Raw genomic sequence first — 21,178 nt, forward strand, 5'->3', positions numbered from 1 at the left:
TTAATTGAATTTTATGTTAAAAAGCACTATGATTTAATAAACATAAAGAAAAGAGGGATATGATGGAACAAGTAAAATTTAAGACCTTTACTGCTGATACATTGGAGTTACTAGAAAAAGATATCAATAATTTCTTAAGTAGTGACGAAGCAAGTCAATTACATTTAGTTAGCATCACTATTAAAGAAATTGAAGAACGTACTTTCCCACAAAATGAAGAAGAATTCAATGCTATTTTGACTTTATCTTTCACTAAATAATAATTAAAGAATGATTAAGTCATTCGGTATAGGAGCAACATTTATGGAATTATCATTTTCAAACGACTTAGGAACATTATTTACCATTATTTTAGCAATTGCTTTTGTTATTAATATTGTCTTAGCGTTTATCATTATCTTTTTAGAACGTGAAAGACGTTCAGCAAGTTCAACTTGGGCTTGGTTGTTTGTATTATTTGTATTGCCATTGATTGGCTTCATCTTATATTTATTCTTCGGCAGAACCGTGTCGGCACGTAAGTTAAATAAATATAACGGTAAAGCTTTAACTGAATTTGACAGTTTAATTGATAGTCAGATTAAAAGTTTTGATAAAGGAAATTATGGAACTAATAATAAGCAAGTTGAAAAACACCATGATTTAATCAGAATGCTGTTAATGGAACAAGATGGCTTTTTAACTGAAGATAATAAAGTAGATTACTTTACAGATGGTAATGATCTTTATGACCAAGTGTTAGAAGATATTAAAAATGCTAAAAATTATATTCATTTAGAATATTATACATTTTCATTAGATGGTCTAGGAACACGTATCTTAAAGGCTTTAGAAGAAAAGTTAAAGCAAGGTTTAGAAGTTAAAATTCTATATGATGATGTCGGTTCTAAAAATGTCAAAATGGCAAACTTTGATCATTTTAAATCATTAGGCGGAGAGGTAGAAGCCTTTTTTGCATCTAAAGTTCCAATGCTGAACTTCCGTATGAATAATAGAAATCATCGTAAAATCATTGTCATTGATGGTCAATTAGGCTACGTTGGTGGCTTTAATATAGGTGATGAATATTTAGGTTTAGGAAAGTTAGGACATTGGAGAGATACACATCTACGTATTCATGGTGATGCAGTTGATGCGTTACAATTGCGATTTATTTTAGATTGGAATTCTCAAGCACATCGTCCACAATTTGAATATGATCAAAAATACTTCCCTAAAAAAGATGGCGTGGAAGGTAAAACAGCGATTCAAATTGCTGCAAGTGGTCCTGCAAGTGAGTGGCATCAAATAGAGTATGGTTATACTAAAATGATTATGAGTGCTAAAAAATCAATTTATTTACAAAGTCCATACTTTATTCCTGACAGTTCTTATATTAACGCTTTAAAAATGGCCGCGAAGTCAGGTGTTGATGTACATTTAATGATTCCATGTAAACCAGATCATCCTTTTGTTTATTGGGCAACATACGCAAATGCTTCTGATTTATTAGAAAGTGGTGTTAAAGTATACACATATGAAAATGGTTTTATTCATTCTAAAATGTGTTTGATTGATGAAGAAGCTGTATCTGTTGGAACTGCTAATATGGATTTTAGAAGTTTCGAATTAAACTTTGAAGTTAATGCGTTTATCTATGATGAACAACTGGCTAAAAATTTAAAAGCAGCTTATGAAGATGACATTACAAAATCTAAACAATTAACGAAAGAAATATATGAACAACGATCAACTTCTATTAAAATTAAAGAAGCTTTAGCAAAATTAGTGTCACCAATCTTATAAAAAGTAAACGTCTCACATTTTAATAATGCGAGGCGTTTTTTATCGCCTATAATTATATTATGTAAACTAAAATGACATATGTCATATCTATTTCATGACAATTGCTACTAATACACATTAATAAATTCAGTTAAAGTTGATTTATAACAAAAAAGGAAGTGTTTATAATGATAACCATCAATAATTTATCTAAAACTTTCAATAATAAAGATGTAGTTAAAGATTTGAATTTTAATATTGAACAAGGACAATGCACGGCTTTAATAGGAAAAAATGGTGCTGGAAAGTCAACACTAATAGACTTATTAATAGGTAACATTAAAGCTAGTAAAGGAGAGATAACTGATTATGATAACTTGTTAGATAATGCTCATAGAGGAGTGATGTATCAATATTCTAGCTTTCCAAAATTTGCTAAAGTTAAAGAATTATTTCATTTATATCAATCATTTTATAATGAAACGATGACATATAATAAATTTATAGAACTGACAAAATTTGATGACCAAATATTAAATCAATATGCTATAAATTTATCTGGTGGTCAGCAGCGTATACTTGATTTTGCGTTAACATTAGTTGGTCAACCACAGCTATTAATTTTAGATGAGCCTACCTCAGGGATGGATATAGAAACTCGTGAACATTTTTGGTCAATCATTAACCGATTAAAACAACAGGATAAAACAATTTTTTATACGTCACATTATATTGAAGAAGTTGAGAGAATGGCTGATAAAGTCATATTTTTAGATCAAGGACACATCCATTTTTATGATTCACCACAAGCAATCAAAGAACATCAACAATCTGTGATTAAAATACCATCAAGCTATAATCTTAAACTAAATCAATGTAATTTATATCAATTAACTAGAGATACTACAAATCAGATTATTATTACGACGTCTCATGTTGATAAAGTTCTATCTATATTGAAATCTGCGCAGGTCAATTTAAATGATATTGAAATTAGTAAAACATCATTATTAGAAGCTTTATTTCGTGATAACAATAATAAAGTAGGTGATAAATCATGCTATTAAGTTACTTTTTATATGAATTTAAAATCATGTTTCGTAAAAAATTGACCTTAATGTTATCAATTATCTTCCCAGTATTCTTTTATATTTTGTTTACAAGTATTTTAGATTTACCAAAAACTGTTGAACATCATTTTTATAAAGATTATATGTATAGTATGACAGTTTATAGCTTAATCAGTTTTAGTTTGATGACATTTCCTTTAGATTTAATTGAAGAGCAAAATAATGGTTGGTTTAAAAAATTAATGTCTACTACCTTTAATAGTTCAAATTATTATACAGCTAAAATGATAAAAACAACGTTTCAATATTTGTTTGCCATTGTTATATTATTCTTAGTAGCTCATTTTTATAAAGAGGTCAATATGACAATGTCTAAATGGTTGTTATCTGGTTTTCTATTATGGTTAGGTGGTAGTAGCTTCTTATCATTAGGTTTAATCTTTGCACAATTTAAAGATAGTCAAAAAGTAAGTTCTATAAGCAATATCTTAACTATTGGTCTCGCAGTTCTTGGTGGTTTATGGTTTCCAATCAATACATTTCCACATTGGTTACAGCACATAGGGAAAAGTTTACCTTCATATCATTTAAAGCAATTAGGTATAAGTGTGACAAAAAATGAAGGCTTTCAATTTCAATCGTTTGCTATACTACTATTATATAGTGTTGTTTTTATAATAATTACTTACTTTATAAATAAACAGAAAAGTGTGGTGTAATTAAAATGCAACAGAAATTAAAGATACCACTCGGTGAATTATCGTCGTTACTATATTTAATTTTTCCATTCATTGGAATGTTTGTTAGTTCAATCAGAGGCCCTAAGTGGGTATATGTTTGTATTGTTTTAATATTTACAGTATCATACGTTTTACTTGTCATCTTTTATAAAAAGCTAAATCAAAATCTTTTGTTTAGTATGTTAGTGATACATTATTTAGCGATTATTTATTTTGTCTATAGTTTTCAACCAATGATTAGTTTATTTTTCTTTTTTAGTGCTTTTGCATTACCATTTACTTTGAAAGTAACAGTGAAATCTAAAGAATTTATGATGTATTTAACAACGGTGGTATTATGTTTGACTATTACATATCTATTTGATTCTAATATGATTATCACGATGGTAATATTTTATGTTGTTATTACATTAATTATGCTTGGTAATTTCAAAGTTGTAGCAGATAGTCAACTTAAAACTGAAATTGAACAAAAGAATGAATATATTAATGTACTGATCGCTGAACAAGAACGTCATCGTATTGGACAAGATTTACATGATACCTTAGGACATGTATTTGCTAGTTTGTCATTAAAGTCAGAACTTGCATATAAACTCGCAGATTCAAATATAGAGGCTACGAAAGCCGAATTATTAGCAATCAATGATTTATCTAAAGATTCACTTATGAAAGTTAGAGAAATCATTAGTGATTTAAAATGTCAATCATTTGAGGATGAAATTGCAGCAGTTAAAAAAGTATTACAGGACACAGGTATACAATTTTCTTTTAAAAACGGACATCTTGCAAATGTTTTCAACCCTGCAAAACAATCCATTTTAGCCATGATTTTACGAGAAGCAATAAATAATGTAATTAAACATTCAGGTGCTAATAACGTTTATGGTTCATTAACACAACATCATACAATGCTCATATTCACTATTCAAGATAATGGACAAGGTATCAATGCTGATGTTGAGCCAACGGAATTAAAAAGTATTTATCAACGGGTAGCACAACTTGAAGGTAAGTTGGAAATTAGTAATGTACAAGGTACAAAGTTAATGATTTCCATACCATTAGGAGGGATAGCATGACTTCTATCATTATTGCTGAAGATCAAAATATGCTTAGACAAGCGATGGTTCAACTTATTAATTTTCATGAAGAAATAGACATAATAGCAGATATAGGTGACGGTAACGTTGCTTTCGAAAAAATTGCACAACTGCAACCTGATGTAGCCATATTGGATATAGAGATGCCTGGAATGACAGGTCTTGAGGTTTTATCGTTAGTTAGACAGCGTCAACTTAATACGAGAATCATTATTGTTACAACCTTCAAACGTAGTGGATACTTTGAAAAAGCTGTTGCTAATGATGTTGATGCTTATGTGTTAAAGGAAAGATCTATAGATGATTTAGTACAAACGATACATAAAGTAATGAAAGGTGAAAAAGAATATAGTTCTAGTTTAATGACTTCATTATTTACTGAGTCAAATCCATTAACGCATAAAGAACAAGTAGTTTTAAGGGAAATAGGAAATGGATTAAGTAGTAAAGAAATAGCAGATAAATTATTTTTAAGTGATGGTACAGTGCGCAATTATACGTCAACAATTATAGATAAACTATTTGCTGACAATAGATTTAATGCATGGAAAAAAGCAATAGATAAAGGTTGGCTATAGTTGTCAGTCTTGCTAATTATCTGTAGCAAGAGTTGCAAGCTAATTTAGTTATACTCAAATAAATAAAGCTTGCTATAAAGATGACATAATATCATGTCATTTTACAACAAACCTTATTAATTTTACTAGCTTATTTATGTCGTCTTTTATTAACAATCGTGATGATAATATATACTATGAAGCCGACTAATATACCTAGGAAAATTGAGAGTACTGCAGAAACGATTAAAGGTAATTTAAAGACTACTTGGAGAATTATACCAATAATTACTGCAATGATTACAGCAACCAATGTGACCATATTCTCATTATTGATATTCATTTTATTCACTCCTTAACTATTTTATTATATCATGGTTCAAAAGATTTAAAAGGAATGAGAGTAAATATGACTATTGACGTAGCTTTATAACTTATATATGATTAGTCGGTACAAAAATAGTAAAAAGTAGGTGTCATAGTGAAATCGAATAAGTCAATCACTACAATAGTTGTGGCGTTAATTGTTATAGGTGTGTTAGCTTTTCAATTTATCAATCATTCAGGACCATTTAATAAAGGTAATGACTCTATTCAATCTGGTGATTTGAAAGATAAAGATAAAGTACATATTACTCGCGTAGTGGATGGAGATACGTTTGTAGCTACAAGAAATGGTCAACAAATAAAAGTTAGACTAACAGGGGTGGATACACCGGAAACAGTCAAACCAAATACACCTGTTCAACCTTATGGAAAAGAAGCTTCTAACTATAGTAAAAAGACTTTAACTAATAGAGATGTTTTTTTAGAATATGATAAGGAAAAAGAAGATCGTTATGGTAGAACATTAGCATATGTTTGGTTAGATAAAGATCATATGTATAATAAAGAATTAGTTGACAAAGGGTTAGCTAGGGAAAAATATTTTGCACCTAATGGCAAGTATCGCAACGTGTTCATAAAAGCACAAGAAAAAGCTAAAAAACAGCATTTGAATATATGGAGTAAGTAAGCATATAGTATTAAAATATAATGAACTTATAAAATAAGAAACCCCTAGAAGTACTTAATATTAAGTATTACTTGGGGTTTAAAGTTTATTTAAATATATTACTAATAGCTTTAACTTGCTGTTCATCAAGAGGGTGTTTAGATAATTCAATAGCGTCGTTAACGATACTATTTAAAGAAGATTTAGTTGACACGGTATCAACATATTTATCACGTTCTTGTGAACCTTGGATAATGTTAACAGTTCCATCGCTAAAATAAATAACACCAGTACTTTGTATTTTGAAGTTTAGTTGTTGTTCTAATTGATCTTTTAATATTTTGGCATTATTAGCGGCTAATTGGTATGGATCATAATCATAGAAATCGTAAACGACTCGGTTGGGCTGTACAGTTTCAGTGAATGTATAAACAGCTCTGTTAGGAGAGTTAAATTGACTATGATATGCTTCACTAATATAGTGTCCAGCAATTTTTTCAATATCGTTGGAATTGTTTTCATTTGCATGTTCATCCGGAACATCAAAATGATAAAACGTTTTTTCTCCCCAACTTTTTACATCCACATTAATTAAGCCAATATCGGATATAATAATAAAATCAAATGATCTAGCGAAATCGAATAATGTATGTTTGATAGCAAGACTACTTGTTTCAACGATTTCATAATATTTTAATTTACCATCTTCGATATATTGGTCTAAAATATGACGTAAGTCGCGTTTAGCATTTTTATATGCATGATGACCAATATCTTGGTTTGAACTTAACATTTGATTACGCAATTCTTCATTCTCGTTACTCAAAGTCTTGTTTTTCTTTATTAATTGTTTTCTGGCATATTCTTCTGTTTCAATTTTGCTGTTACTATATCGTTGATTTAAGATAATAATGATTATTAAAGCAACTATAATAACAAACAGTATGACATATAGCGACATTTACATTCACCAGTCCTTTTGTTCTCAGTTTTAAAAAGATAATGAACAATATTATCGTCGTTGTTGATTAAATTATTTTACAAATGTCAACAATATCTATTAATCTAATTATGATAATAATTGTTATATTTAAATTATAAACTCATGGTATATGATGTTCAATGATTATGACGTGAAATCTTCGTGACAGCATATAATATATTAAATATTTTGTTTATAATGAAGAAAAAGTGTCACTTTTTGAATTATATTGTTTATTGAAATAGTAATGCCTAAAAGGTATAATTAAATTTGTGAAAGCGCTTGCTTAGGAGGTGTTTATAAATGGAAGATAATAGAGCAACAGAACAACTAGTAAACAAATTAATCACAACATCATCGCAATTGTTTATGTTCCATGGTGAAGTAGCGATGCAACTTTTCTTAAATGATGAATTTGAATTGCCTTCTATAGTAGAGATATGTGTGGAACGCAAGCGTTTAAGTGACATCATTAAAGTAATATCTTCAGATTATAAATTAATATACATAGATAAAATGAATCAACCTATTTCATCAGATGAAATTGCATTGTCTAAAATAACTCAAGTAGATGTTGCATTTAATGAAAATGTCATTATGCACATATATATTTATGATGTTATTAAAAATGACTGGATTTTTAGATTGGATTCAGATATTCGTCTACCTAAGAAAACCATTTATTTTCATAGTTTGAAATGGAATATTGATTATTTAAAACCTGAAATTGTATTAATGTATGATTTGATGCAACAACAAAAATATCTTCATTTTTCAAATTATAAGAAAGTTATTGATGCGTTAAGTTATTACCAATTTTTCACTTTGAAATTTGTAGTAGGTGAGCAACGTATTAAAGATGCTATTCAAAAAACAATAAATAACTAATTGCAATGATAATTATTATTAAAATCCCCTTATAAGGTGTGAATTTGCACAAAATAACGATAATCAAAACGACGTTATATTATGTGTTCTCACTCTATAAGGGGATATTTTAAGATTTATGAAGTTATTTATGAAAAAATTTAGAATAGTAGTTATAGCTCATTTATGCAGGGTCGCATAAATTTTTTAATTCTATACCGTGATAACAAAATTCATATGTTGATAATACAGCTTTTTCTGCATCGTCAACAGAAATACCAAACATCATAGATATTTCTGATGCACCTTGGTTAATCATTTTTAAGTTAATACCAGATTCTGCAAGAGCATGTGTAATTTTATTTGCGGTACCAACCACTTGATTCATACCTTCTCCAACTATCATTAATATTGCCAAATCATTTTCAATACTTAGTTCATCAACATCACATTGTTTTCTAATCTCATTTAAAACTTTGTTTTCTTTGTTTTTAATTTGTTTTGAGCGCATGACGATACTGATAGAGTCTATCCCTGAAGGCATATGATCGAAAGAAATATTATTGTCTTCTAAGACACCAAGAATTTTCCTAGTGAAACCAACCTGTCTGTTCATTAAATACTTTTTAATGTTGATAACTGTGAAATCTTTATCGCAACTAATACCGCTAATAATATTTTTTGAATTAACTTGTCTATCATGGACAATATAAGTCCCTTTATCTTGAGGACGATTTGTATTTTTGATTACTACTGGAATGCGGTCTTTATATAAGGGTTGTAAAGCTTCATCGTGGAATACACTAAATCCAGCATATGACAATTCTCGCATTTCTCGATAAGTAATTTCATCGATTAATTCTGGCTCTTTGATAATATTTGGATTGGCTTTATAAATTCCAGAGACATCTGTAAAATTTTCATAAAGCGTAGCCTTGACACCACTTGAAATAATGGCTCCAGTGATATCTGAGCCACCTCTTGGGAAAGTAACAATATAATCTTCTTGTGAAACACCAAAAAATCCTGGAATAATTAATTTCTCTTTATAGTTTTTTAATTTACTAATTTGATCATAAGATGAATTTAAAATTTGAGCTTGCTGTGGAATATCTGTAACGATAATTCCAGCTTCTTTAGGTGATAAATATTTTGTCGGAATGCCTTGACTATTATTATATTGTGCAATTAATTGAGCATTAAAATCTTCACCACATGATAGCAAAGCGTCTAATAATCGTTCAGGTTGTTCTTTTAAAGTAGCAATATATTGCTCTAATGTATGATCAATAATTGACAATAAATCTTTAGACATATGTAGTTCTTTAATAATATCATCGTACCTTTGAATGATTTCTTTTTTCTTATCAACATAATCTAATTTATTGATTACTTTTTCATATAGTCTAATTAAGAGATCAGTAGTTTTAACATCGTTATCATATCTTTTTCCGGGTGCTGAAACAATAATAATTTGTCTTTCAGGATCAGAGTTAACGATGTTTAATACTTTTTTAATTTGACTAGCGTTAGATACTGAACTTCCGCCAAATTTTGAAACTTTCATAGTGCATGCCAACCTTTCTAAAAAATCAGAAAATTTTATTCAGTTTTGTAAGTAAGAATGATATTATATATTTATATTTTAAATATTGCGAACTTTACAAAAATAAAGAATAATTCTATACTATACTATCATCTAGTATTTTTCAATAATACAATTGTTTTTCTCAAAAGCACAAATGGAGGTACATAATTTATGAAACAATTAAATATTGCATTATTAGGATTAGGTACAGTAGGGTCTGGTGTTGTTAAAATTATTGAAGAAAATCGACAACAAATAAAAGATACCTTAAATAAAGATATTCATATTAAACATATTTTAGTTCGTAATAAATCTAAGAAACGACCATTAAATATTAGCCAATATCATTTAACTGAAGATGTTAATGATATTTTAAATGATGAGTCAATCGATATTATCGTTGAAGTGATGGGCGGCATAGAACCAACTGTTGATTGGTTGAGAACCGCATTGAAAAATAAAAAGCATGTAATTACTGCTAATAAAGATTTACTAGCAATTCATTTGAAATTACTAGAAGATTTGGCAGAACAAAATGGGGTAGCTTTGAAATTTGAAGCTAGTGTTGCAGGTGGAATTCCAATTGTAAATGCGATTAATAACGGACTAAATGCAAATAATATTTCAAAATTTATGGGGATTTTGAATGGTACTTCGAATTTTATTTTGTCTAAGATGACTAATGAACATACTACGTTTGAAGATGCTTTAGATGAAGCACAAAGACTTGGTTTTGCAGAAGCTGATCCTACTGACGATGTTGAAGGGGTAGATGCAGCACGTAAAGTAGTGATTACTTCTTATTTATCATTTAACCAAGTTATCAAATTGCACGACGTTAAACGAAGAGGGATTAGCCAAGTTGCATTAAAAGATATCAATGCAGCTGATCAATTAGGTTATAAGGTTAAACTTATTGGTAAAGGAACATACGAAAATGGAAAAGTTAAGGCTTCAGTTGAACCTACACTTATTGATAAAAGACATCAGTTAGCAGCAGTAGAAAATGAATATAATGCCATTTATGTTGTAGGTGATGCAGTGGGTGATACAATGTTTTATGGTAAAGGTGCAGGAAGTTTAGCCACTGGTAGCGCAGTTGTTAGTGATTTATTAAATGTAGCACTTTTCTTTGAATCCAATTTACATACACTACCGCCTCATTTTGAGCTTAAGACGGATGAAACTAGAGAAATGATGGATGCTGATAATGAGGTAAATATAAAAGAAAGAAGTAGTTATTATATTGTTATAAATAATGACAATAAGTCAATTGACAAGTTTGAAAAAGAATTAAAATCAGTATTGCCATTGCATAAGTCATTATCTACGGTACCTTATGATGAGGGTACTGTTGCAACAATTATTGTAGGTTTAGATGAGTCACCTGAACAATTATTACAACAAAATGGTTATGAAATTGAAAAAATTTATCCAGTAGAAGGAGTTTAATACAATATGAGAAGATGGCAAGGATTAGTTGAAGAATTTAAAGAGCAATTACCAGTAGATCAAAACACACCTAAACTAACTTTAAATGAAGGTAATACACCGTTAATTTACTGTCAAAATTTATCACAAATGCTAGACATAGAGCTTTATGTTAAATATGAAGGTGCAAATCCAACGGGTTCTTTTAAAGATAGAGGAATGGTAATGGCAGTGACAAAGGCTAAAGAACAAGGCAAAAAAATTGTCATTTGTGCTTCAACGGGGAATACGTCAGCATCAGCTGCGGCATATGCTGCGAGAGCTGGATTGAAAGCGATTGTTGTTATACCAGAAGGTAAAATCGCTTTAGGTAAATTATCTCAAGCTGTGATGTATGGGGCTGAAATTGTCTCAATTGAGGGTAATTTTGATGAGGCATTAGAAATAGTTAAAGAAATAGCTAAAAACGGCGATATTGAATTGGTAAATTCTGTTAATCCATATCGTATTGAAGGGCAAAAAACAAGCTCTTTTGAAATTATAGAACAATTAGATGGACAAGCACCAGATATTTTAGCGATTCCAGTTGGTAACGCAGGTAATATCACTGCATATTGGAAAGGTTTTAAAGAGTATCATGAAGCTAAACATACACAGTTACCACAAATGTATGGATTCCAAGCAGAAGGTGCATCACCAATTGTTCAAAATAGAATATTTAAAAATCCAGAAACAATTGCTACAGCCATTAGAATAGGAAATCCTGCAAGTTGGAAGAAAGCTACAACTGCATTAGAAGAGTCTAATGGATTAATTGATAGTGTTACTGATGAAGAAATCTTAGAAGCTTATCAATTAATGACTACTAAAGAGGGTGTATTTAGTGAGCCGGCAAGTAATGCGTCTATTGCAGGTCTGATCAAATTGCATCGTAAGGGAAAATTACCTAAAGGTAAAAAAGTAGTGGCAGTATTGACAGGTAACGGCTTAAAAGATCCAGATACTGCTATATCTCTATTGGATAATCCAATCAAACCTTTACCAAATGATAAAGATAGCATTATTAACTATATCAAAGGAGCATTATAATATGTCTGACATATTAGAGTTAACTATACCAGCATCTACTGCAAATTTGGGTGTAGGTTTTGATTCAATAGGTATGGCTTTAGATAAATTTCTTTTTTTATCCGTACAAAAAAGCAATAGTGCTAACTGGGAATATGATTTTTTAGATGAAGCATCAAAAAGTTTGCCAGCTGACGAAACCAATTTTATATATCAAGTAGCGCAGCAAGTAGCACAAAAATATAATGTTACTTTACCGGCACTTCATATAACAATGAGAAGTGAGATTCCTTTGGCTAGAGGACTTGGCTCATCCGCTTCGGCATTAGTTGGGGCAATCTATATTGCTAATTATTTTGGTAATATTCAATTATCCAAATATGAAATATTACAGTTAGCGACTGAAATTGAAGGACATCCCGATAATGTAGCTCCAACTATTTATGGTGGATTAATAGCAGGATATTATAATGATATAACTAACAAGACATCGGTTGCGCATATTGATATTCCAGATGTCGATATAGTAGTAACAATACCATTTTATGAGCTGAGAACCGTTGAGTCTAGAAAAGCTTTACCCAGTCATTTAAGTCACAATGAAGCGGTCAAAAGTAGTGCTATTAGTAATACAATGATTTGTGCCTTAGCACAACATAACTATGACTTAGCAGGGGAATTAATGCAACAAGATGGTTTTCATGAACCATATAGACAACCTTTAATTAAAGAATTTGCCGATATAAAGGCAATTGCACAAGAATTTCAAGCATATGCCACGGTTATTAGCGGAGCAGGGCCTTCAATTCTAACTTTCAGTAGAAAAGAAAAGAGTGGTGCCTTAGTACGACATTTGAATAAACAATTTAGTACTTGTCATTCTGAATTAGTTGATATTAATAAAACTGGTGTTTTAGAGCGAATTATATACGAATAACCTTAATATATTGTAATATAGTATGTAATAGATATAGAGAGGAGCTATAGAATCAATGGCAAATTATAAATTAATTGCATTAGATATGGATGACACATTATTAACATCTGATAATGTAATCTCACAGTCAACGCTTCAATATTTAAAGGATATTCAAGATTGTGGATATTACGTAGTTTTAGCATCAGGTAGACCAACAGAAGGAATGATACCTGCAGCGAGAGAATTAGCCTTACCTGAACATAATAGTTATATCATTAGTTATAATGGTGGAAGAACAATAAATATGGCTAATGAAAAAGTTGAACATAGTCAAAGTATATCTAAAGAAGATTTTGATGAGATTGTAGATTATTGTCGAGAACGACAGTTCTTTATTTTAACTTATCAAGATGGTCACATCATCTATGAAGGTGAACATGAGTATATGAATATAGAGTCAGAATTAACAGGTTTACCGATGAAAAAAGTACAGGACTTAAAAGAATATATTCAAGATGAAGTGCCAAAAGTAATGGGTGTTGATTATGTTGCAAATATAACAGAGGCTAGAATTGACCTAAATGGCATTTTTAATGACAATGTTGATGCAACGATTAGTAAACCATTCTTTTTAGAATTTATGGCAAGAAATGTATCTAAAGGCAATGCTGTCATCGCGTTATGCGACAAATTAGATATTACAATTGATCAAGTTATAGCATTTGGTGATAGCATGAATGATAAATCTTTATTTGATGTAGCTGGATTAGCAGTAGCAATGGGTAATGCTGCAGATGAGTTAAAAAAATATGCTGATAAAGAAACACTTGATAACGATTCAGACGGTATCCCTGTTGCACTGAAAGAGATTTTATCAATTAAATAATATTATCTACATTAAAAAGAACGCTGCAAAATTTTCTTGGAGCGTTCTTTTTAATATCTATTGTCTAGATGGTTAATGTCGTTACTATTTAATAGTAAATGCTATTTTGCAGTTTGTGTCCACTCATGCTTGCCTCTAAAACGTTTAACATGCGCATAGATTTGATCAGCTGCATAGTCTAAATTAGTATAGACAGTAATACTAAAAGCTGATTGTTCTTGCTCAAATTCTTCTTCTTGAAATACTTCTTTAAGATGAGTGAAAAGGTTTGTCATTTGCTCATGATTTAAACCTGGATACTCCCTCAACGTTCTTTTTAATAATTGGCCTTGTTTTTCTTCTAATGCTTGAACTACAACGACAAATCTTTCCTCTTGTTTGATGACATCATCAAATAAATTTGTTTGTCCAATCATTGTTTTCACCCCTGAAACCATTTTCTTACTTTTATTATACACAAAATACAAAATAACTAAAATAAAGAATATTATAAGAAAGTGGGACAGAAGGGAGTGGGACAGAAATAATTATTTCAAAACAAATTATTTCGTAGATGCCCGTCTTGCACATAAAAGAAAAAATTTTATTTTTAAAATTTTTCTATGACGGGTCCCTTGCCCAACTTGCATGGCATGAAAAAACTGACTAACCAGTTTTTTTGTGTTGGGTCCCTGCAACCCCGGCAAAACTGACTAGGTTTGTAAAACGTTGATAAATCAACATTTTACAAATCAGACAGTTACTGCCCAATGCTTCATTTTAAGTGTAAAATGCTTTTGTCCCAGACTCTTAAGACCATTGTAAATTTTGTCATAAAAAAAAACTGGCAAAGATCAACTTTACCAGTGTTGTTTCGTTATTTTTGATTGTCATAATCATGAGGTGTTAAATCAATTGTTTCTAGTTTCACGAATTTGGTCTTATGAATCAGTTTATGCACAAAATAAATAATTGCTAATATTATAATTGGCATGAAATTTCTAAGAACACTTATCCAATCACCATGAAGCATACTTTCGAAAGAACTACCAACTAATAGGAAAATTAGTGTTGCAATTACAATAATTGGTCCTAATGGATAAAAAGGTGCTTTATATGGTAAAACATCACTTGGATTTTGACCTTGTTTTTTAATTGCATGACGTAAACGAATTTGTGACCAAATACTTGAACCCCAAACAACAATAACCATTGAACCAATGATATTAAGTAGATTGAAAACAGCATTAGCATTAAAGTTTGCGTATATAATGACCAATACAATAATGATATAAGTTGTCAAAATCGCTCTTAATGGCAATTTAGTCGTTTTGTTTAATTTACTTAAAAATTTTGGTGCTTTGTTATCATCACTTAACGAGAATAACATTCTACTAGTTGTATATATTCCTGAATTTGCAGCAGAGAGTAGGGAAGTTAAGATAACAGCATTGATAACTGATGCTGCAAAAGCGATACCAACTCTATCAAAGACAATTGTAAATGGACTTTGACTAACTGATTCGTTCTTATTTAATAATAACGGATCTGTATATGGAATAATAGCAGCTATAACTGCAATTGATAGGACGTAAAATAATAATATTCTCCAAAATACAGATTTAATTGCTTTTGGCATAGATTTTTTAGGGTCATTCGATTCACCAGCTGTAACAGCTACGACTTCAGTTCCACCTACAGAGAATCCAGCAACTAATAGCACTCCTAAGAAACCTGATACTCCACCAACAAATGGCGCTTCACCACGTGTATAATTTTCGAAACCATATGTATGGCCGCCTAAAATACCAAAGATCATTAAAATACCTAATACAATAAAGGTAATAATAGTGATGACTTTAATTAACGATAACCAAAATTCCGTTTCACCAAATGATTTAACAGAGAAAATATTTAATAAAAGTAATAAAGTAATAAATATTAAACTCCAAATAATAGGATTGAAAAACTTAAATGTGTCCCAAAAATATAAAACGTTTGATGCAACAATAACGTCTACACTTGTTACAAGAGTCCACAATGCCCAATAAAGCCAACCCATAGTAAAACCAAGTGAAGAGTCAACAAATCTTGTTGAATATGAGCTGAATGATCCTGATACTGGATAAAACGTTGCTAATTCACCAATAGATGACATTAAAAAATATAGCATGATTCCTATAATAAGGTAGGCTAATATTGCACCACCAGGACCAGCTTGTGAAATTATATTACCTGTAGCTACAAATAGACCAGTTCCAATAGCGCCGCCTATAGCTATCATTGAAATATGTCTAGAATTAAGACTACGGTTCATTTTATTATCTTCCATATTTTCTCTCCCATCAAATTTTAAATATACCAACTATTTTAATCTTTTTAGATACACTATTCAATGATTTTTTAGCACTTTAAAGCGAAAATGATTAAATTTTCTGATTTTTGACAATTTTCAAGGATGTTTAGTTGTTATTAAAAAGGGGATAAATTATAATAGGTATTACATTGTAATAATTATAAATAGTGGAGGTAATTACATATGTCTAAACAAGATAAAAAATTAACTGGAGTATTTGGACACCCTGTTTCCGATAGAGAGAATAGTATGACGGCTGGACCAAGAGGCCCATTGCTAATGCAAGATATTTACTTTTTAGAGCAAATGTCACAGTTTGATAGAGAAGTTATACCAGAAAGAAGAATGCATGCTAAAGGATCAGGTGCATTTGGTACATTTACTGTAACTAAAGATATTACACAATATACTAATGCAAAGATTTTTTCTGAAGTCGGTAAACAAACTGAGATGTTTGCGCGTTTTTCTACTGTTGCTGGTGAAAGAGGCGCAGCTGATGCTGAAAGAGATATTCGTGGATTTGCGCTTAAATTCTATACAGAAGAAGGTAACTGGGATTTAGTTGGAAATAATACACCAGTTTTCTTCTTTAGAGATCCTAAATTATTTGTAAGTTTGAACCGTGCAGTTAAACGTGACCCACAAACAAATATGCGTAGTGCACAAAATAATTGGGACTTTTGGACAGGTTTACCAGAAGCTTTACACCAAGTAACAATATTAATGTCTGACAGAGGTATTCCAAAAGATTTAAGACATATGCACGGTTTCGGATCACACACATATTCAATGTATAATGATAAAGGAGAACGTGTATGGGTTAAATTCCATTTCAGAACACAACAAGGCATTGAAAATTTAACAGATGAAGAAGCTGCGGAAGTAATTTCTAAAGATTTAGATTCATCACAACGCGACTTATTTAATGCTATAGATCAAGGCAACTATCCAAAATGGACAATGTATATTCAAGTGATGACTGAAGAACAAGCTAAGAATCATAGAGATAATCCATTTGATTTAACAAAAGTTTGGTATCACGATGAATATCCATTAATAGAAGTTGGTGAATTTGAATTAAATCGTAATCCGGACAATTATTTCATGGATGTTGAACAAGCTGCATTTGCACCAACAAACATTATTCCTGGTATTGATTTTTCACCTGATAAAATGCTTCAAGGACGTTTATTCTCATATGGAGATGCACAACGTTATCGCTTAGGTGTAAACCATTGGCAAATACCTGTCAACCAACCTAAAGGTGTAGGTATTGAAAATTTATGTCCATTTAGTAGAGATGGTCAAATGAGAGTTATTGATAACAATCAAGGTGGAGGACCACATTATTATCCTAATGATAAAGGTGTTTATGGTTCACAACCTGAATATAAAAAGCCTGCTTTCCCTACTGATGGAGATGGTTATGAATATAATCAACGTCAAGATGATGACAACTATTTTGAACAACCAGGTAAATTATTCAGATTACAATCTGACGAAGCAAAAGAAAGAATGTTCCAAAATACGGCTAATGCCATGGAAGGCGTTACTGAAGATGTCAAACGACGTCACATTCGCCATTGTTATAAAGCAGATCCAGATTATGGTAAAGGTGTAGCTAAAGCACTGGGAATTGATATTAATACGATTGACTTAGAAACTACTGAAGACGAAACATACGAAAATTTTAATAACTAAGATTTTTAATATTATTATATTGCATGAAGATAAAACTTGTGATAATATTATAAACCGTAAAGATTCCTATACAAGAGAGGGTGTTTAACGTGCGCGTAAACGTAACATTAGCATGCACAGAATGCGGAGATCGTAACTATATCACAACAAAAAATAAACGTAACAATCCTGAGCGTATTGAAATGAAAAAATATTGCCCAAGATTAAACAAATATACGTTACACCGTGAAACTAAATAATTCTTACTATTCAAATACGACGATTTGATAATGAACAGGCTGTTCCATTTGGGACGCCTGTTTTTGTTTTTATGTGACAAACTGTTGTACTTAAATTGACAACTCAACATTTGAAAATGATCATTATGCTGATAAATTTTGTTAATGTAAGTTATTTCTATTGAAAATGATAAAATATATGGTATTATATAAAACGTAATAATTACGATTTGTGAAAAGAGAGGTATATATATGGCTAAAAAATCTAAAATTGCTAAAGAAAGAAAAAGAGAAGCATTAGTTAATCAATATTTTGAGTTAAGACAAGAATTGAAAGCCAAAGGTGATTATGAAGCTTTAAGAAAATTACCGAGAGACTCATCACCAACTCGATTAACAAGAAGATGTAAAGTAACAGGTAGACCTAGAGGTGTATTACGTAAGTTCGAAATGTCAAGAATTGCATTTAGAGAACATGCCCATAAAGGACAGATTCCAGGCGTTAAAAAATCAAGTTGGTAATTTCTAAATATCGTACTTTAGTCCATTTACATTATGAATAAAACCAGTTAAAGTATATAAGGATAGTATAAACTGAATGTTTTAAACGTTTGATTTAAAAACATTCGGTTTTTATTTTGTATCCATATTTTGAAAACTGTCAAAAGGGGCTAATTAAAATGAAAATATTTGATTATGAAGATATTCAATTAATACCTAATAAATGTATTGTTAAAAGTCGTTCAGAGTGTGATACAACAGTTAAGTTTGGACCGAAAACGTTTAAACTACCTGTTGTTCCAGCTAATATGCAAACAGTGATGAACGAAGCATTAGCGCAATGGTTTGCTGAAAATGATTATTTCTATATAATGCATCGTTTTGATGAAGAAGCAAGAATTCCTTTTATTAAAAGAATGCAACAACATAATTTATTTGCATCTATTTCAGTTGGTGTCAAAGAAGCAGAGTTTAACTTTATTGAAAAATTAGCAGTTGAAAACTTGATTCCAGAGTATATTACAATAGATATTGCACATGGCCACTCTGATTCTGTGATTAATATGATAAAGCATATAAAAAAATATTTACCTGATAGTTTTGTAATTGCTGGCAATGTTGGTACGCCAGAGGGTGTTAGAGAATTAGAAAATGCAGGTGCAGATGCTACAAAGGTTGGTATAGGACCTGGAAGAGTTTGCATTACTAAAATTAAAACTGGCTTTGGAACAGGTGGTTGGCAACTAGCTGCTTTAAATTTATGTAGTAAAGCAGCTCGGAAGCCATTGATTGCAGATGGAGGTATACGTACTCATGGTGATATTGCTAAATCAATTCGCTTTGGTGCATCAATGGTTATGGTAGGTTCATTATTTGCTGCTCATGAAGAGTCTCCAGGAGAAACAGTTGAGCTAGATGGTAAACAATATAAAGAGTACTTCGGTAGCGCTTCTGAGTTCCAAAAAGGTGAACACAAAAATGTTGAAGGTAAGAAAATGTTTGTTGAACATAAAGGATCGTTAAAAGATACGTTAACTGAAATGCAACAAGATTTACAGAGTTCAATTTCTTATGCTGGCGGTAAAGATTTAGAATCATTGCGTACAGTAGATTATGTTATTGTCAGAAACTCTATATTTAATGGAGATAAAGACTAATTTAATAGAAGGTGTTACAAATTAGAAGGATTTTTGGATTAATAATCATTCTTTTATGTTTAGTTTTAATACTACCTATAAAAGAATTTAAGCCACTTGTAACTTTGCAAGGTGAAGTTAAAGACTATATAGATATTCACATAAATAAGGAAATATCTTCGTCAGAAAATAAATTAGATACACCCAAAAAACAAGAATTTGCATTTAATAATGTTCAAATGAACAGTTCTAAAAATCAAGTAGAAAAAAATTTGGGTAAAGCAAAAAGAGTAACATACAATGAATATGGTACAAAATGGTATACATACTATAATAATGATTATGATAATTTTATTATGGTGAGCTATATAAATAATAAAGTAAATGCGTTATATTCAAATCAAAATGTTATTACTTCGAAAAATAAAATTAAATATAATACACCTAAAGATATAGTGAGAAATCGTTTAGGCGACCCGGAAAAAGAAATTGATAAAGGTAATATTCGCTTCGAACAAAATAATAAAGAATACGATGTTTTTCATAATAAACATATATATACAACTGTGTTTTATGATGAACATAATAAAAATTCAGTTACTGCTGTTTTACAAGTAAGTGATAGTATGGAAAATAGGTTAAAACAGCAATATGGAGCGCCTTCTCGCTCTTTAGCGAATAGTTTCGAACTACAAAATTTTGATTTAGTAAATGCTGAACGACGACAACATCAATTGCCTACTTTAAAATATTCTAAAGAAAATTCTGATACGGCTCGTGATCATAGTAAAGATATGGCTACAAACCATTACTTTGATCACACCAATTTAAAAGGTCAGTCGCCATTTGACCGATTGAAACAAGATGGAATTGAATTTAATGCAGCTGGTGAAAATTTAGCGTATGGACAAACCAGTAGTATATTTGCGCATCAAGGGTTAATGAATTCACTTGGTCATAGAAAAAATATTTTAAATCAATCATTTACTAAATTAGGTGTTGGTGTTGCTTTTAATGATGAAAGACAACCTTATTGGACAGAAAATTATACTGATTGACGTTTGTTTTATAGTTAATATGGGTATCTATATTGTGTAAGGAAGTAGATAATATGACGACAAAACAACAAAATAAAAGTGAAGATATTTTAGAAAGAATTAAAAATATTCTTAGCTCAGAAAAATCAAATAACAATAAGAAAAGATAATATTCAAAATAAGAGCCTGAGACATTAAGTTCTAGGTTTAAGTAAAAAAAGACAATTTCTATTGAAAATTGATAGAAATTGTCTTTTTCGTTATTAATTTTGAAATAAACA

22 protein-coding genes are annotated in these 21,178 nt (G+C 30.4%); 17 read left to right on the forward strand and 5 right to left on the reverse strand.

Features of this window, described 5'->3' with window-relative positions:
- Window positions 1–62 precede the first annotated feature (62 nt).
- The 6 genes from CD113_RS11990 (at window position 63) to CD113_RS12015 (ending at window position 5,255) form a co-directional block, all read left to right on the forward strand.
- Window positions 63–260 carry a hypothetical protein gene (locus tag CD113_RS11990; RefSeq protein ID WP_002465337.1) on the forward strand — a complete coding sequence of 66 codons (198 nt, stop codon included), beginning with the start codon at window positions 63–65 and terminating at the stop codon, window positions 258–260.
- A gap of 43 nt (window positions 261–303) precedes the next feature.
- Entirely contained in the window at window positions 304–1,785 is a 1,482-nt protein-coding gene (gene cls, locus CD113_RS11995) for a cardiolipin synthase (RefSeq protein ID WP_095092680.1), read from the forward strand.
- Window positions 1,786–1,952: 167 nt separating this feature from the next.
- Entirely contained in the window at window positions 1,953–2,831 is an 879-nt protein-coding gene (locus CD113_RS12000; RefSeq protein ID WP_002462259.1) for an ABC transporter ATP-binding protein, read from the forward strand.
- Window positions 2,822–3,553, forward strand: coding sequence for an ABC transporter permease (locus CD113_RS12005; RefSeq protein ID WP_002462261.1), 732 nt, complete (start codon window positions 2,822–2,824; stop codon window positions 3,551–3,553). Before CD113_RS12000 ends, CD113_RS12005 begins: the two co-directional genes overlap by 10 nt.
- Window positions 3,554–3,558: 5 nt before the next feature.
- Window positions 3,559–4,656, forward strand: coding sequence for a sensor histidine kinase (locus CD113_RS12010; RefSeq protein ID WP_095092682.1), 1,098 nt, complete (start codon window positions 3,559–3,561; stop codon window positions 4,654–4,656).
- Window positions 4,653–5,255, forward strand: a complete 603-nt coding sequence (locus CD113_RS12015) for a response regulator transcription factor (RefSeq protein ID WP_095092684.1) — start codon at window positions 4,653–4,655, stop codon at window positions 5,253–5,255. The genes CD113_RS12010 and CD113_RS12015 overlap by 4 nt, the downstream gene beginning before the upstream one ends.
- Before the next feature lie 130 nt (window positions 5,256–5,385).
- Here the strand turns inward: CD113_RS12015 and CD113_RS12020 are convergent, their stop codons facing one another.
- Window positions 5,386–5,577, reverse strand: a complete 192-nt coding sequence (locus tag CD113_RS12020; RefSeq protein WP_002465205.1) for a hypothetical protein — start codon at window positions 5,575–5,577, stop codon at window positions 5,386–5,388.
- A gap of 138 nt (window positions 5,578–5,715) precedes the next feature.
- Between CD113_RS12020 and nucI the strand changes: the two genes are divergently transcribed.
- Complete coding sequence (nucI, locus tag CD113_RS12025; RefSeq protein ID WP_095092686.1) at window positions 5,716–6,249, forward strand: thermonuclease NucI; 534 nt, start codon at window positions 5,716–5,718, stop codon at window positions 6,247–6,249.
- 85 nt (window positions 6,250–6,334) lie between these two features.
- Here the strand turns inward: nucI and CD113_RS12030 are convergent, their stop codons facing one another.
- A complete protein-coding gene (locus CD113_RS12030; protein WP_002462323.1) occupies window positions 6,335–7,189 on the reverse strand; it encodes a hypothetical protein in 855 nt (284 codons plus the stop codon).
- Window positions 7,190–7,513: 324 nt separating this feature from the next.
- Here CD113_RS12030 and CD113_RS12035 point away from each other — a divergent pair, with 324 nt between their 5' ends.
- Window positions 7,514–8,098, forward strand: a complete 585-nt coding sequence (locus tag CD113_RS12035) for a hypothetical protein (RefSeq protein ID WP_002462321.1) — start codon at window positions 7,514–7,516, stop codon at window positions 8,096–8,098.
- Window positions 8,099–8,261: 163 nt separating this feature from the next.
- Here the strand turns inward: CD113_RS12035 and CD113_RS12040 are convergent, their stop codons facing one another.
- Window positions 8,262–9,644: an aspartate kinase gene (locus CD113_RS12040; protein ID WP_095092688.1), complete on the reverse strand. Its 1,383-nt coding sequence runs from the start codon at window positions 9,642–9,644 to the stop codon at window positions 8,262–8,264.
- Between the two features lie 192 nt (window positions 9,645–9,836).
- On the opposite strand from CD113_RS12040, the gene CD113_RS12045 reads away from it, so the two are divergent.
- The 4 genes from CD113_RS12045 to CD113_RS12060 are packed head-to-tail and all read left to right on the forward strand — an operon-like array spanning window position 9,837 to window position 13,969.
- On the forward strand, window positions 9,837–11,117 hold the full coding sequence (locus CD113_RS12045) for a homoserine dehydrogenase (protein ID WP_002464523.1): 1,281 nt from the start codon (window positions 9,837–9,839) through the stop codon (window positions 11,115–11,117).
- A 6-nt stretch (window positions 11,118–11,123) separates the two neighbouring features.
- A complete protein-coding gene (gene thrC, locus CD113_RS12050; protein WP_002464522.1) occupies window positions 11,124–12,185 on the forward strand; it encodes a threonine synthase in 1,062 nt (353 codons plus the stop codon).
- 1 nt (window position 12,186) lies between these two features.
- Window positions 12,187–13,101 carry a homoserine kinase gene (thrB, locus tag CD113_RS12055; protein ID WP_002464521.1) on the forward strand — a complete coding sequence of 305 codons (915 nt, stop codon included), beginning with the start codon at window positions 12,187–12,189 and terminating at the stop codon, window positions 13,099–13,101.
- A gap of 55 nt (window positions 13,102–13,156) precedes the next feature.
- Window positions 13,157–13,969: a Cof-type HAD-IIB family hydrolase gene (locus tag CD113_RS12060; RefSeq protein ID WP_002464520.1), complete on the forward strand. Its 813-nt coding sequence runs from the start codon at window positions 13,157–13,159 to the stop codon at window positions 13,967–13,969.
- A gap of 101 nt (window positions 13,970–14,070) precedes the next feature.
- Here the strand turns inward: CD113_RS12060 and CD113_RS12065 are convergent, their stop codons facing one another.
- Together CD113_RS12065 and CD113_RS12070 are read right to left on the reverse strand one after the other, a co-directional pair.
- The gene (locus CD113_RS12065; RefSeq protein ID WP_002464519.1) at window positions 14,071–14,385 is read right to left on the reverse strand and encodes a hypothetical protein; all 315 of its coding nucleotides are present in this window, start codon (window positions 14,383–14,385) and stop codon (window positions 14,071–14,073) included.
- Between the two features lie 440 nt (window positions 14,386–14,825).
- Complete coding sequence (locus CD113_RS12070; RefSeq protein WP_002464525.1) at window positions 14,826–16,280, reverse strand: amino acid permease; 1,455 nt, start codon at window positions 16,278–16,280, stop codon at window positions 14,826–14,828.
- 207 nt (window positions 16,281–16,487) lie between these two features.
- Between CD113_RS12070 and CD113_RS12075 the strand changes: the two genes are divergently transcribed.
- The 5 genes from CD113_RS12075 (at window position 16,488) to CD113_RS12095 (ending at window position 20,918) form a co-directional block, all read left to right on the forward strand.
- On the forward strand, window positions 16,488–18,005 hold the full coding sequence (locus tag CD113_RS12075) for a catalase (RefSeq protein WP_002464526.1): 1,518 nt from the start codon (window positions 16,488–16,490) through the stop codon (window positions 18,003–18,005).
- 89 nt (window positions 18,006–18,094) lie between these two features.
- Window positions 18,095–18,244, forward strand: coding sequence for a 50S ribosomal protein L33 (rpmG, locus tag CD113_RS12080; protein WP_001265708.1), 150 nt, complete (start codon window positions 18,095–18,097; stop codon window positions 18,242–18,244).
- 231 nt (window positions 18,245–18,475) lie between these two features.
- Window positions 18,476–18,745 (forward strand): 30S ribosomal protein S14, encoded by a 270-nt coding sequence (rpsN, locus tag CD113_RS12085; RefSeq protein WP_002464527.1) that lies wholly within the window; start codon window positions 18,476–18,478, stop codon window positions 18,743–18,745.
- A 158-nt stretch (window positions 18,746–18,903) separates the two neighbouring features.
- Window positions 18,904–19,881, forward strand: coding sequence for a GMP reductase (gene guaC / locus CD113_RS12090; RefSeq protein WP_002464528.1), 978 nt, complete (start codon window positions 18,904–18,906; stop codon window positions 19,879–19,881).
- Between the two features lie 11 nt (window positions 19,882–19,892).
- Window positions 19,893–20,918, forward strand: a complete 1,026-nt coding sequence (locus CD113_RS12095) for a CAP domain-containing protein (RefSeq protein WP_169846653.1) — start codon at window positions 19,893–19,895, stop codon at window positions 20,916–20,918.
- The last annotated feature ends 260 nt before the right edge of the window (window positions 20,919–21,178 follow it).

This window comes from Staphylococcus simiae (genome assembly GCF_002902085.1).
GTDB lineage: Bacteria > Bacillota > Bacilli > Staphylococcales > Staphylococcaceae > Staphylococcus > Staphylococcus simiae.